Source organism: Pseudomonas syringae (assembly GCF_021605415.1).
Classification (GTDB): Bacteria; Pseudomonadota; Gammaproteobacteria; order Pseudomonadales; family Pseudomonadaceae; genus Aquipseudomonas; species Aquipseudomonas syringae_S.
Genome location: NZ_WKEQ01000042.1, coordinates 1 through 14,019, shown reverse-complemented (window position 1 = coordinate 14,019; position 14,019 = coordinate 1). Strand labels below are relative to the sequence as shown.

Below are 14,019 nucleotides of genomic sequence, written 5' to 3'. Positions count from 1 at the left end.
CGGCTCCGGTGGAATGGGGGGCTAAAAACCCGCGCAGTTTACAGGGAGTCTGAAAACGTAGCGAGCAATGACGCCGGTAACGCGCGTCAGGGGCGCGATTCCTGCTATCAGACGTGATTGATTGGAGAGAGTTCAGGTATCGGATTGAGCGTAGTCGTAATCGGTGGCATGTGGGTGGGGTTGATGGCCTCATCGCTGGCAAGCCAGCTCCCACAGATTCTTCGGTGTACTCAAAAGATGTGAACGACCGAGATCATTGTGGGAGCTGGCTTGCCAGCGAATGGCGCGCAGCGCCAGCCATTCTCAGGATCTGGCCGGTGGTTTGCGCAACAGGCTGAACGCCATCGCCCCCAAAAACACCACACTGAGCAACAACACCGCCCACAAACCGATTTTCTTCCAGTTGGTCTTTGCCACTGCCACGGTGGCGGTCGTTGTGGTTTGCCTGGCAATGGCTTCGCCCTGCACCGAGGCCGTGCCCAACGCGGCATACTTCGCCGGGGTGAAATCAGGCACCAGCGTCGCCAACGGCAGGTTCGCCGCTTTCACGCTCGAGTTGCCCAGTGCCAGGCTGTACGGCCCCTCACCACGAGCGAGAAACACCACATTCGTCGCGCGCACGGCAAATTTCAGACTCGGCGCCTGCTCACCAAGTCCACCGCCGCGCTCGTCCACGGTCAACTTTAATTGCTGCACCGTCTGACCGGACAACGCCAATTCGTTCTGGACGACATCCTGACCATTCTGGTTCAGGCGATAAAGCAAACCGTCGCGGACCTCCTGCCACGGCAAACTGCTTTCACGTCGGGCCGACAGACTGACCGGCGCGAGGCTGTTGGCCTGTTGCAACTCGATCCGCACCCGCTCGACATTCAGCCCCTTCGGCAATTGCCAAGTGTATTCGCCTGGTTTGCTGCTACTGCCGGCCAACGTTTCAGACCAGACCAATGGCGACGGCAACTCACGCGGATCGCTGCTTTTCAGCTGCGCCGCCGTCAAGATCGGTGCCGAGGATGGCGAGTCCCACAGCAGACGCAAGTAGCGCGCGGAGCGTCGCGGCAGTGTCACTTCGTGTTGTTCGATCCGCTCATCGGAAAAGGTCAGCCGCGCGACCTGGCCTTCGCCCCACGATTGCCATTTTTGCAAATCGTCACTGGCCTCAATGCTGAAACGCTGAAAGCCGTCGCGCTCGCTGGTCCAGTCGAGGATCAATTGCTGCAACGGCGCCTTGATAGCGCTGGCATCGAGCAACCAGCCTCGCAGCACTTCTTCCCCCGCCTCGAGTTCGTCGGACGGCTGCACTTCGACCAGCGTGCCGTTGGCGTTCGACTGCACACGCACACTCGGCGCACGCTCGGTGGCATCGGCGGCGTTGTACAGCGGAAACCATTTCACGTCATTGAGTTGACCGTCATCGCGGGTCTGCGCCGATTCCCAGGCCAATGCGTAGGCCTGGGGCTCACCGGCGGCGTTGAACACGCGCAAGTCACTCAGATCGGTCTGGCGTGCCTGCAATTGCACGCTCAACGGCAATTCGAGGCGATACCACGGGCCGTTGCCCGAAACCGACAACGGCACTTGCGCGGCGAAGTCCTCCGGTTCTTCCTGAGCACTCACGGTGCCGACAACGCTCAGCACCAACAACCCCCACCAACCCAGGTTCAACGTGCGACTCAAGATGACACTCCTTCGGGTTCCGGGGCCGGGTTTTCCGCCTCCGGTGAAGCTTCAGCACGTTTGGTCGGCAGCGGCGCGAAATAACCCACCACCAGCAGCAACACACCGACGCCAATAAACGAGACGATCCGGGCGAGGCCGCCACGGTTGCTCAGTTCGACAAAAAACAGTTTGGCCACCACCAGCGCAATCAGCGCCGCGCCGATCAGCCACACCTCGCGGCGATGGCGCAGATGACCGCCGATCATCAAACTCAGCGCCATCAACGTCCACACAATGGATAACCCAGCCTGCACCAACATCGAACCGAGCAGTTGATCGAGTTCGAACGGCACGCCAGCCCAGTGGTAGGCGGCGCGCATCACCAGCGCCGTGAAGAACGCGAACAGCGAAACCCCGGCGATCAGTCGGGCGCCATGGTCGGCGTAATCCGCGCGGATCGACAGCTGCGTTATCGCGCTGCGCGACCACACATAAACGCCGAACAGCGCGAACAACAGTCCCAACTCCAACGGGTTGATCAACGGCACGTACGGCAACGGATCGGCACTGCCATCGCTGAACGCGTTCGCCAGCCAGAACCAGCCGAGCATCAACACGGCCAGCGGCGCGGCGGCGTACACACGGTATTCCCGATGGAACGCCGAAACTGGCCACGGCCAGTTGCGCGGCGCAGCCATCATCAGCAAATACGCACTCGGCAGAATCGCCCAACCCAACCAGCGCCAGGCGTTGTATCGCTCGGACAGCATCAGCAAGCCATAACGCAATTCCAGCGCCAGCACGCCGATCAGCAGCCAGCAACCGAGCACGTGTGCAGCGCTCAAGGCCCGTGCCGGCAACATCGGCGCCAGACGTCGCAGGGTGACAAAGTGCACGGCAAACACCGCGAGCCACGCCAGCCAGCCGACATCCGCCGCCGGGTGATAACGCGAATGCCACGCCCCCAGCAGCACCCACCCTGCCGCCGGTGTCAGCACTGTGCTCAGCAAACCGAGCGACGGCCATTTCAGGCGCAAAGCCAACACTGCCGACAACGCGACACTCAACGCCGCCACCGCCAGCAGCAATGTGGCTTGCAGCTGCACCGGGGCAAAACGCAGCACCTCGATGACCCACGCCAGCGTCCACCAGGCGGCGCCCCATACCAGCAAGACGTCGGACAGGCGCTGCACATCAAGCCCGTCGAACAGATGATTGGCACGTTGCAAGCGCCAGGCACCGATCAGCCCGGCCAGACCGAGCACCAGCGGCGTCCAGAATCCGCCATGGGCCAACGGTGTCGCGCCATCGCTGGCCAGTGGCCCGGCCAGGATGAACACCAGCCCGCCGAGCAACTGCACGGCAAACGCGGTGAACAGGAATGTCCGCGATTGCAGATACACGCCGACAAGAACCGTCACCACGCCCGCCAGCGCCCAACTGATTGCCGTGCCATGGGAGAAGAAAAACAGCGGCGCCAGCAGATAGATAAACGTCAGTCCCAGACAGGCGAGCACCGGCAGCCCCTGACGCTCCCAAACCGATGCCTGCTCGGCCGAGGCGTTGCGCAATTGCACAAAGCTGAACAGCAGCGCGGCGCCGAGCATCAGTGCGCCCAACGGTGCGCCATCAAGCAGGCTACTCTCGCCGCCGCGCAGTTCACTGAGAAACGCCAGCGCCGAGCCCAATTGCAGAAGCAGAGCGAAGGCGCGGGCGAACGGTCGATGCTGACGCAGGCCGAGCCAGAAAATCCCCGCGCCCTCCACCGCCCACGCCGCCGACGTCCAATGCGCATCGAGCCCAAGCGGAATCGCCAGGCTGGCGAAAATCACCCCCAGCGCCAGGCAGGTTTCCCCCAGCAACATGGTCCGGCCGGCCATCAACACTTTGGCCAGGCCCATGTAAATCATGCCCAGTGCGAGAGCGCTGAATGCGGCGGCGAGTTCCAGATGTTGCACCAAGGCGAATTGCAAACCGAAACCCACGATCGGCGGGCCGAACAGCAGCGTACCGTCGACGTAGTCGCCCTTGCGCGCCGACCAGTGCAACAGCGCTTTGCGACTGTCGTCCGTCGGCGCATCCGGCAGGTCACGCAGCCTGCGTCGGGCGAACAGCAAGCCGATGGCCAAGTACATGAGGAAGAACAGCATCAGGAAGGGTTCGGTACTCCACAACATCTCGGGCGTATACGAACGAATCCCCCAGGCGAAACCGATGCCGAACGTGCCGACAAAACCGATCACGTTGAGCAGGCGCCACGCCTTGAACCAGGCGATGGCAAAAATGCCAGCATTGAGCAGCGCGAAGTAACTGAACAGCGCGACATGACTGCCGGCGCCCGTCGACGTCAGGATCGGCGCGGCAAAACCGCCGAGCGCGGCGGCGGCGGCCAGAGCCAGAGCGTCTTGTTTGATGGCGAGGACCGCCGAAAAAATCGTCACCACCACCAGCAAACCGAGCGCGGCGGATGGTTCGAGTAATGGATGCAACCGCATCGCCGTAAACACCGTCAGGTACAGCACGCCAATGCCGGTGCCTTGCAGGATCAACGCATAGTTGCTGTTGCGCCGACGCAACCACCAGCCCAGCGCCAGCAAGCCCAACGCGGCGGCGGCCACCCCGGCGTAACGCAACTCGATCGGCACGACCACGCCTTCGGTGGCATAGCGCAGCAGGAACGCCAGACCGAAAAACAGCAGCACCACACCGACCCGCAACACGGTATTGCCGCCGAGCAGCCAGTTGCGCGCGGCGCTGATGCCGCGTTCGATGAAGTTTGGCGTATGGGGTTCGGCAGGTTTTTTTGGTTCGCGGCTGACCGGTTCTGCACGCCATACATCCGCCGGCAGCGATTGGCTGGATTCAGCGGCCAGGGGCGGCGGCGATTGAAGTTCGGGGGGCAACTCCCAGACCAGGTCCGTGGCGGGTGTTTTTTCAACAACTGCCGGTGATTCGCTGACAGGAACGATGTCCGCCGCTGACGGCGGAGTTTGCACGCCGGCTCCTTCGAGCAAGAACAAACGCTGCTCAACCAACTGCAAGGCGACCGTGGCCGCGTCAATCTGCCGTTGTTGCTCCGCCGCCTGCGCGCCGAGGCGAGCGATGCGGATCGCCTGGCCAACGCCCAGCCCCAACAATGCGCCGAGCAGCGCATCGCTGAACGACTCGTCGAGCAGCCAACCGAGCAGCAGCCCAATCAACATGAACATCCATTGCATGGTCGATATCCCTGAGCGGCCCCGCAGCGGGGCGAATCCGGTGATTCAGTCAGTCTAGGCACAAACGTGTGGGAACGAGCCTGCTCGCGAAGGCATCGTGTCAGTCAACGTTTCAATCGACTGGTACGACGTCTTCGCGAGCAGGCTCGCTCCCACAGTGGTAATGCCGGCAACCCCTGATTTCCAGGGGCTGCCGAAGGCTGCGATCTTTTCCGGCGCGCCAGTATATCGAGTAGGGCGCGGACTTACTCCAGCGCCTTCCAGATTTCCGTGGCGTATTCACGGATCGTCCGGTCGGAGGAGAACCAGCCCATCCGCGCACTGTTGAGCACCGCCGAACGCCACCAGGCCTTGCTGTCGTGCCAGTGGGCCTCGACGCGGCGTTGCGCTTCCCAATACGAGTCGAAGTCGGCGCAGACCAGGAAACGGTCGTAGTCCACCAGCGAATCGATGAAACCGGTGTAGCGCGACGTGTCATCCGGGGAGAACACCCCGCCACGAATCGCTTGCAACACATCGTTCAGGCGACTGGACGCGGCAATATCCGGCGCAGCGCTGAACTCGTGATTCTGCTTGCGCGCTTCGACCTGCTGGGCACTGAGACCGAAGATGAACATGTGCTCGGCGCCGATGCGCTCGCACATTTCCACGTTGGCGCCATCGAGGGTGCCGATGGTCAGCGCGCCGTTGAGGCCGAATTTCATGTTACTGGTGCCCGAGGCTTCGAAACCGGCGGTGGAAATCTGCTCGGACAAGTCCGCCGCCGGAATAATGCTTTCCGCCAGGCTGACGTTGTAGTTGGGCAGAAACACCACTTTGAGCAAGCCGCGCACGGTCGGGTCGTTGTTCACCACCCGGGCGATGTCGTTGGTCAGTTTGATGATCAACTTGGCCTGGTGATAACTCGCGGCCGCTTTGCCCGCGAAGATTTTTACCCGAGGCACCCAGTCGACTTCCGGCTCGGCACGAATCGCCTGATACAGCGCGACCGTGTGCATCAGGTTGAGCAACTGGCGTTTGTACTCGTGGATCCGCTTGACCTGCACGTCGAACATCGCCGCCGGGTTCACGGCAATCCCGAGGCGTTCGTGAATCAGATAGGCCAATGCCTTTTTACTGTGCAAGCGTTGTTCGGCGAAGGCCTTGCGGAAATCGGCTTTCTCGGCGAACGGTTCGAGGTCGGGCAGACGCTCTTCAGGGTTGTCGAGCAAGTCCGCGCCCAAGGCATCGACCAGCATCGAGGTCAGCTCCGGGTTGGCCTGGTACAACCAGCGGCGGAACGTGATGCCGTTGGTTTTGTTGTTGATCCGCTGCGGATAGAGCTTGTGCAGTTCGGAGAACACCGTGCTGCGCATCAGCTGCGTGTGCAGCCCGGACACACCGTTGACACTGTGCGAACCGAGGAACGCCAGATTGCCCATGCGCACGCGGCGGCCGTTGTCTTCTTCGATCAGCGACACTGCGCGCAGCACGTCGAAATCGTGAATGCCTTTGGCCCGCAGCGAATCGATGTGCTGGGCGTTGATCAGGTAAATGATCTGCATGTGCCGGGGCAACATGCGCTCCATCAAACCGACCGGCCAGGTTTCCAGTGCTTCCGGCAAGAGCGTGTGGTTGGTGTACGACAGCGTGTCGACCGTGACCTGCCAAGCGGCGTCCCACGCCACGTCGTAGACGTCGACCAGTTGCCGCATCAGTTCGGCGACGGCAATCGACGGGTGCGTGTCGTTGAGCTGGATCGCCGCGTGGTCGCCCAGGGTCAGCACCGAGGTGTGCATGTTGCGGTGGCGACGCAACAGATCCTGCAATGACGCGGCGACGAAAAAGTATTCCTGACGCAGACGCAGCTCTTGCCCCGCTTCGGTGCTGTCCGCCGGATACAAGACGCGGGAAATACTTTCAGCGCGGGCGACTTCGGCCACAGCGCCCAAGTGGTCACCGGCGTTGAAACGTTCCAGGTGCAGATCTTCCATGGCGCGGGCACGCCACAGACGCAGCGTGTTGACGCTCGCCCCGCGCCAGCCGACCACTGGTGTGTCGTAGGCAATCGCGCGAACCGTTTCGGCTGGCGACCAGACTTGTTTGGTTTTGCCTGAGGGGTCAGTGACGGTTTCGACGCTGCCGCCGAAGCCGATCGAATACACCACTTCCGGCCGTTCGAATTCCCACGGGTTACCGAAGTCCAGCCAGTGCTCGGTCTGCTCCTGTTGCCAGCCGTCGACGATGGCCTGCCGGAACAGACCGTGCTCATAACGAATGCCGTAACCATGGCCGGCGATGCCGAGGGTCGACATGCTTTCCATGAAGCACGCCGCCAGGCGTCCGAGGCCACCGTTGCCGAGCGCCGCGTCGGGTTCCAGCAAGCGGATGCGTTCCAGATCGACACCGAGTTCAGTCAGCGCTTCACGGGCCACGTCGAGCAGGCCAAGGTTGCTCAGGCTGTCGTAGAGCAACCGGCCGATAAGGAATTCCAGCGAGAGGTAATACACCCGCTTCTGGCCTTTGCGATAAATCTGCCGGGTGTGATCCATCCAGTGTTCGACCATATGATCGCGCGCAGCCAGCGCAATGGCTTCGAACCAGTCATGGTCGAAGGCGTGATCCGGGTCTTTGCCCACCGCGTAGGTGAGCTTGGTCAGGACGGCATCGCGGAATGCGGCCACCTCTGCTTCGCGAACTAGTGGTTCTTGAGTCATCAATAGGACCTCGAGCGAGCGGGAATTGTCAGAGCCTAGACGGTGTGACCGATGGTCGGGGCTCTGGTTCGGCAGTATTTCCTGAGACTGTGAGATGGCGCGACATTGCCTTGGCGCATGGCCTAATGAATGCAGGGGCCGTGCCGGAGTTTGCGGCGATTTGCACCGGCCAGGAAAAAATCTGGCGAAAGGTTGTTCAAAAATCCACCAGTCCCGGTATGATCGCGCGCCCTGATGATCCTGCCTGGTACACACCCGATGATGAAGCCCAACCTGATTGCCGCTGCCGAGATCGACCGTCTCGACACCTGGGCGAAATATTCGGCGCCGATGTGCGGCTCCTGCGTGTCGAGTTGCTGTACGTTGCCGGTCGAGGTGAAGATCAAGGATCTGGTGCGTATCGGTGTGGTCGACGAATTCGAACTGGGCGACCCGCCGAAGAACATCGCCAAGCGCCTGCAAAAGGACGGTCTGGTCGAGCGGTTCAATCAGAAGTCGGGGATCTTCACCCTGCAGCGTATGAGCAACAACGATTGCTATTACCTGGATCGCAAGAGCCGCCTGTGCACCATCTATGACAAGCGCCCGGATACCTGCCGCAACCACCCGAAGATCGGGCCGCGCCCGGGGTATTGCGCGTACAAGCCGAAAGAAGTGGTGCGCGAGCAGAATTTCCGCGCGATTGAGAAGTTTTGATCATTTCTGAAGTCTTCGGCGGCTGATCGGCCGCTTTCGCTGGCAAGCCAGCTCCCACTGTTTTTTCGGTCGCACACGAAATTTGTGTACGACAACAATCACTGTGGGGAGCTGGCTTGCCAGCGAAGGCGCCAGCAAAAACACCGTATAAACGCCAGACAAACAAAAACGCCCCCGGTCTCTCGACCGGGGGCGTTTTTTTTCAAGCCGGGCTAAAGCTTATGCCTTGGCTTTCTTGGCGGCGCGGGTACGCTCGCTTTCGTCCAGGATCTTCTTGCGAAGACGGATGGACTTAGGAGTCACTTCGCACAATTCATCGTCCTGGATGAATTCCAGAGCCTGTTCCAGGGTGAAGCGAACAGGTGGAACCAGAGCGATGGTTTCGTCTTTACCCGAAGCACGCATGTTGTCGAGCTTCTTGCCCTTGGTAGGGTTGACGCCCAGGTCGTTGTCGCGGCTGTTCAGGCCAACGATTTGACCGTTGTAGATCTCCTGGCCGTGTTCTACGAACAGCTTGCCACGAGCCTGCAGGGTTTCCAGCGAGTAGGTCAGCGCCTTGCCGGTCTCAACCGAAACCAGAACGCCGTTCTGACGGCCGGACATGTCGCCCGACTTCATCACGTCGTAACGGTCGAAGATCGAGGTCAGGATGCCAGCACCGTTGGTCAGGGTCAGGAACTGGTTACGGAAACCGATCAGACCACGAGCAGGGATGTTGTATTCCAGACGCACACGGCCTTTGCCATCCGGCACCATGTTGGTCAGGTCGCCTTTACGCAGACCCATCTCTTCCATCACCTTGCCCTGGGATTCTTCCGGCAGGTCGATGGTGACGTTTTCGAACGGTTCGTGCTTCACGCCGTCAACCAGACGGATGATCACTTCCGGACGGCCTACAGCCATTTCGAAGCCTTCGCGACGCATGGTTTCGATCAGTACCGAGAGGTGCAGCTCACCACGACCGGAAACCTTGAACTTGTCAGCCGAGTCGCCTTCTTCAACGCGCAGTGCAACGTTGTACAGCAGCTCTTTGTCCAGACGTTCCTTGATGTTACGGGACGTCACGAACTTGCCTTCTTTACCGCAGAATGGCGAGTCGTTGACCTGGAAGGTCATGGAAACGGTTGGCTCGTCAACGGTCAGAGGCTTCATCGCCTCGACGGTGTCCGGGTGGCACAGGGTGTCGGAGATGAACAGCGAGTCCATACCGCTGATGCAGACGATGTCGCCGGCAGCCGCTTCTTCAACGTCTACACGGTGCAGACCGTGGTGACCCATCAGCTTCAGGATACGGCCGTTACGCTTCTTGCCGTCGGCACCGATAGCAACAACCGGCGTGTTTGGCTTGACAGTACCGCGAGCGATACGGCCAACGCCGATAACACCCAGGAAGCTGTTGTAGTCCAGAGCGGAGATCTGCATCTGGAACGGACCATCGCGGTCAACGGACGGCGCAGGTACGTTGTCGACGATCGACTGGTACAGCGGGGTCATGTCTTCAGCCATGTCGTTGTGGTCCAGACCGGCAATACCGTTCAGGGCCGAGGCGTAGACGACTTTGAAGTCCAGCTGTTCTTCGGTGGCACCCAGGTTGTCGAACAGGTCGAAGATCTGATCCAGAACCCAGTCCGGACGCGCGCCTGGACGGTCAACCTTGTTGATGCACACGATCGGACGCAGGCCGGCTTCGAAAGCCTTCTTGGTCACGAAACGGGTTTGCGGCATAGGGCCGTCTTGGGCGTCGACCAGCAGCAGCACGGAGTCAACCATGGACATTACGCGCTCAACTTCGCCGCCGAAGTCGGCGTGGCCCGGGGTGTCCACGATGTTGATGTGGTAGCCGTTCCAGTTGATGGCGGTGTTTTTCGCCAGAATGGTAATACCGCGTTCTTTTTCCTGGTCGTTGGAGTCCATCACGCGCTCGTCGTTGAGCTCGTTGCGCTCCAGAGTGCCGGATTGACGCAGGAGTTTGTCTACCAGGGTGGTTTTACCATGGTCAACGTGAGCAATGATGGCGATGTTGCGTAGATTTTCGATCACTTGTGTATCTCGATCAGAGGATTCGGTGTGCTGACAACAACGGGTTGCAGCGATTAACAGTAGAGTCAGGCCTTGCCGTTACAGCTTGACGGCGGCGTCGGGGGGCCGGTGACGCAAGCCACAGGCAAACAGCCCCGGGCACTTAGCTCGGTCGATAAACGCGCACATTGGCATGTCCCTCACTGAGCAAATGGTGGGCATGCAGGCGACTCATCACGCCTTTGTCGCAATACAGCAGGTACTGGCGAGTAGGGTCCAGTTCCTTGAAACGAGCGTTCACTGCGTAGAACGGCATCGTCTGTATTTCTACGCCGGCCAGCTCCAGCGGGTCATCCTCGGCGGCATCCGGGTGACGGATGTCGATCACGATCTGACCGGCCAATGCTTCGCCGACCTCTTCAATCTGCAAATCCTGGCCCAACTCGTCGATCACGCGATCGATCGGCACCAGTTTGGCGTTTTCGAGCGCACGCTCGAGCACCGCCATGTCGAATTCTTTCTCTTCGTGCTCCACGCGATAGCGTTTGGCAGCGGTCTTGGGGTTGACCGAGATGACCCCGCAGTATTCCGGCATATGCTTGGCGAAGTCGGCGGTGCCGATCTCGTTGGCCGTGTCGATGATGTCCTGCTTGTGCGCGACGATCAGCGGACGCAGCACCAGTTTGTCGGTCACGCAGTCGATCACCGACAGGTTCGGCAACGTCTGGCTCGACACCTGCGAGATCGCTTCGCCGGTGACCAGTGCATCGATGTGCAGCCGGTCGGCGATGGCGGACGAAGCGCGCAACATCATACGCTTCAATACGACGCCCATATGACCGTTATCGACTTTGCCGAGAATTTCACCCAGCACTTCTTCGAACGGCACACTGACAAATAGCACGCGTTGCGAGCTTCCGTACTTCTTCCAGATGAAGTGCGCGACTTCCATCACGCCCAATTCATGCGCACGCCCGCCCAGATTGAAGAAGCAGAAATGCGCCATCAGGCCACGGCGCATGATCTGGTAAGCCGCAACCGTCGAGTCAAAGCCGCCGGACATCAGCACCAGGGTTTGTTCGAGGGCGCCGAGCGGGTAGCCGCCGATGCCGTTGTGCTGGCTGTGGATCACAAACAACCGTTGGTCGCGAATTTCGAAACGGACTTCGATTTCCGGCGCTTTAAGGTCAATTCCGGCTGCACCGCACTCGCGACGCAGCTTGCTGCCGACGTATTTTTCGACGTCCATCGAGCTGAACGGGTGTTTGCCCGCACGCTTGCAGCGCACCGAAAAAATCTTCCCGGCCAGCGCATCGCCATAGTGCTGCTTGCACTTCTCGACGATGTCGTCGAAGTCGCCCAACGGGTATTCGTCGATCTGCAGGAAGTGCGCGATGCCCGGCATGCAACTAAGGCGCTCGCCCATCTCTTTCAGGGCCTTGGGGTCTTCAACGCGGGTTTCCAGCTCGAGGTTGTCCCACACGCCGTTCACCACCACAGCCGGATCCAGATCGCGGAGCACGGCACGGATGTTCTTGGCCAGCTGACGGATGAAACGCATCCGGACAGGTCGGCTTTTAATGGTGATCTCGGGGAAGACTTTTACGATTAGTTTCATGAAAACAGCGCGCGCTGGGCCAGCCGAAAAAGGGGGGCGCGGATTATAGCGGAAATTGCTCAAGGTTTAACCAGTTAATATGCAGAAGGTTTTGCACGCACCAAAAAAGGTCACTTTTGATTCGGGACGCTACATTAGAGGGCGGGATTTACTTCCTTTAACCATTTCGCCGCCTTATAAGCGTGAATTTGGGGCAAAAAACCCATGCTGGGGCACTGGCATGCAATTTGCTCCCTTGTGAGGCAGGTTGCCTTGGCAGAGTATTCGCGCCGGCATCACCATTATTAAGGGCATCCACTACCCGCCCTAATTCACCCGGAGGACACTATGTCGAAGTCGGTTCAACTCATCAAAGATCATGACGTCAAGTGGATTGATCTGCGCTTCACGGACACCAAAGGCACTCAGCACCACGTGACCATGCCGGCTCGCGATGCGCTGGAAGACGACTTCTTCGAAGTCGGCAAGATGTTCGACGGCTCCTCCATCGCTGGCTGGAAAGGCATCGAAGCCTCCGACATGATCCTGCTGCCGGACGACGAAACCGCCGTTCTCGACCCGTTCACCGAAGAGCCGACCCTGATCCTGGTCTGCGACATCATCGAACCGTCGACCATGCAAGGTTACGATCGCGACCCGCGCGCCATCGCTCACCGCGCCGAGGAATACCTGAAGACCACCGGTATCGGTGACACCGTCTTCGCAGGCCCAGAGCCAGAATTCTTCATCTTCGACGAAGTGAAATTCAAGTCCGACATCTCCGGCTCCATGTTCAAGATCTACTCCGAGCAAGGTTCGTGGATGTCCGACCAGGACGTGGAAGGCGGCAACCGCGGCCACCGTCCAGGCGTAAAAGGTGGTTATTTCCCGGTTCCGCCGTTCGACCATGACCACGAAATCCGTACCTCCATGTGCAACGCACTGGAAGAAATGGGTCAGACCGTTGAAGTTCACCACCACGAAGTGGCGACTGCCGGCCAGAACGAAATCGGCGTCAAGTTCAACACCCTGGTGAAGAAGGCCGACGAAGTTCAAACCCTGAAGTACGTTGTCCACAACGTGGCTGATGCCTACGGCCGCACCGCGACCTTCATGCCTAAGCCTCTGTACGGCGACAACGGTTCGGGCATGCACGTCCACATGTCCATCTCCAAAGATGGCAAGAACACCTTCGCTGGCGAAGGTTATGCCGGCCTGTCCGAAACCGCGCTGTACTTCATCGGCGGTATCATCAAGCACGGTAAGGCCCTGAACGGCTTCACCAACCCGGCCACCAACTCCTACAAGCGTCTGGTGCCAGGTTTCGAAGCCCCGGTGATGCTGGCCTACTCGGCTCGCAACCGTTCCGCTTCGATCCGCATTCCTTACGTCAACAGCCCTAAAGGCCGTCGTATCGAAGCACGTTTCCCGGATCCGGCTGCCAACCCGTACCTGGCGTTCGCTGCACTGTTGATGGCTGGCCTGGACGGCATCCAGAACAAGATCCACCCAGGCGATGCTGCCGACAAAAACCTGTACGACCTGCCGCCTGAAGAGGCGAAAGAGATCCCACAAGTTTGCGGCAGCCTGAAAGAAGCCCTGGAAGAGCTGGACAAGGGCCGTGCGTTCCTGACCAAGGGCGGCGTGTTCTCCGACGACTTCATCGACGCTTACATCGCGCTGAAATCCGAAGAAGAAATCAAGGTTCGTACCTTCGTACACCCACTGGAATATGAGCTGTACTACAGCTGCTGATCCGGTAGCGCCGCGTCATGCGGCGTGACAAAAAGAGGCCTCCTTCGGGAGGTCTTTTTTTTGCGCACGCTAAAGATCAAAGGATCGCAGCCTTTGGCAGCTCCCATGGGGTGATCGCATGCTCATGCAGGCGCTGCCGAAGGCTGTGATCTTTTGACTTTGCTTTTTGCCTGACGCTGCGACTGACCTATGCTGGTATCCAATCTCATCGTTATCGGTCGAATCCATGGGTCGTGGTTTTTTATTCCTGCTGCTATTGATCGCCCTGCCCACCGCCGCGCAGATCTACAAATACATCGATGCCAGCGGCAACACGGTCTACAGCGATCACGCGCCTGACGGTGTACCCGCGCAACCCGTGGATCTCCCCCCCCTCAAC

The 14,019-nt window shown here is 59.8% G+C and carries 8 protein-coding genes; 3 read left to right on the top strand and 5 right to left on the bottom strand.

Annotated elements, in window-relative coordinates:
- Positions 1 to 303: 303 nt before the first annotated feature.
- From GIW69_RS22830 to GIW69_RS22820, 3 genes are all read right to left on the bottom strand, one after another.
- Positions 304 to 1,677, bottom strand: coding sequence for a DUF3999 domain-containing protein (locus GIW69_RS22830; protein WP_236485030.1), 1,374 nt, complete (start codon positions 1,675 to 1,677; stop codon positions 304 to 306).
- Entirely contained in the window at positions 1,674 to 4,877 is a 3,204-nt protein-coding gene (locus GIW69_RS22825; protein WP_236485029.1) for a DUF2339 domain-containing protein, read from the bottom strand. Before GIW69_RS22825 ends, GIW69_RS22830 begins: the two co-directional genes overlap by 4 nt.
- A 245-nt stretch (positions 4,878 to 5,122) precedes the next feature.
- The gene (locus tag GIW69_RS22820) at positions 5,123 to 7,573 is read right to left on the bottom strand and encodes a glycogen/starch/alpha-glucan phosphorylase (RefSeq protein WP_236485028.1); all 2,451 of its coding nucleotides are present in this window, start codon (positions 7,571 to 7,573) and stop codon (positions 5,123 to 5,125) included.
- Between the two features lie 258 nt (positions 7,574 to 7,831).
- On the opposite strand from GIW69_RS22820, the gene GIW69_RS22815 reads away from it, so the two are divergent.
- Entirely contained in the window at positions 7,832 to 8,269 is a 438-nt protein-coding gene (locus GIW69_RS22815; protein ID WP_236485027.1) for a YkgJ family cysteine cluster protein, read from the top strand.
- Positions 8,270 to 8,488: 219 nt separating this feature from the next.
- Here GIW69_RS22815 and typA read toward each other — a convergent pair whose 3' ends face one another.
- A complete protein-coding gene (gene typA / locus GIW69_RS22810; protein WP_236485026.1) occupies positions 8,489 to 10,309 on the bottom strand; it encodes a translational GTPase TypA in 1,821 nt (606 codons plus the stop codon).
- Between the two features lie 142 nt (positions 10,310 to 10,451).
- Entirely contained in the window at positions 10,452 to 11,906 is a 1,455-nt protein-coding gene (gene thiI / locus GIW69_RS22805; RefSeq protein ID WP_236485025.1) for a tRNA uracil 4-sulfurtransferase ThiI, read from the bottom strand.
- 327 nt (positions 11,907 to 12,233) lie between these two features.
- Between thiI and glnA the strand changes: the two genes are divergently transcribed.
- Positions 12,234 to 13,640, top strand: a complete 1,407-nt coding sequence (glnA, locus tag GIW69_RS22800; RefSeq protein ID WP_236485024.1) for a glutamate--ammonia ligase — start codon at positions 12,234 to 12,236, stop codon at positions 13,638 to 13,640.
- Positions 13,641 to 13,866: 226 nt separating this feature from the next.
- Positions 13,867 to 14,019, top strand: a 153-nt coding sequence (locus GIW69_RS22795; protein ID WP_236485055.1) for a DUF4124 domain-containing protein, incomplete at its 3' end; no start/stop codon positions are given.

Coding starts and splice junctions, on each gene's coding strand:
- GIW69_RS22820 (WP_236485028.1), bottom strand. CDS start 7,573: ATGACTCAAGAACCACTAGTTCGCGAAGCAGAGGTGGCCGCATTCCGC.
- thiI (WP_236485025.1), bottom strand. CDS start 11,906: ATGAAACTAATCGTAAAAGTCTTCCCCGAGATCACCATTAAAAGCCGA.
- GIW69_RS22815 (WP_236485027.1), top strand. CDS start 7,832: ATGATGAAGCCCAACCTGATTGCCGCTGCCGAGATCGACCGTCTCGAC.
- GIW69_RS22825 (WP_236485029.1), bottom strand. CDS start 4,877: ATGCAATGGATGTTCATGTTGATTGGGCTGCTGCTCGGTTGGCTGCTC.
- glnA (WP_236485024.1), top strand. CDS start 12,234: ATGTCGAAGTCGGTTCAACTCATCAAAGATCATGACGTCAAGTGGATT.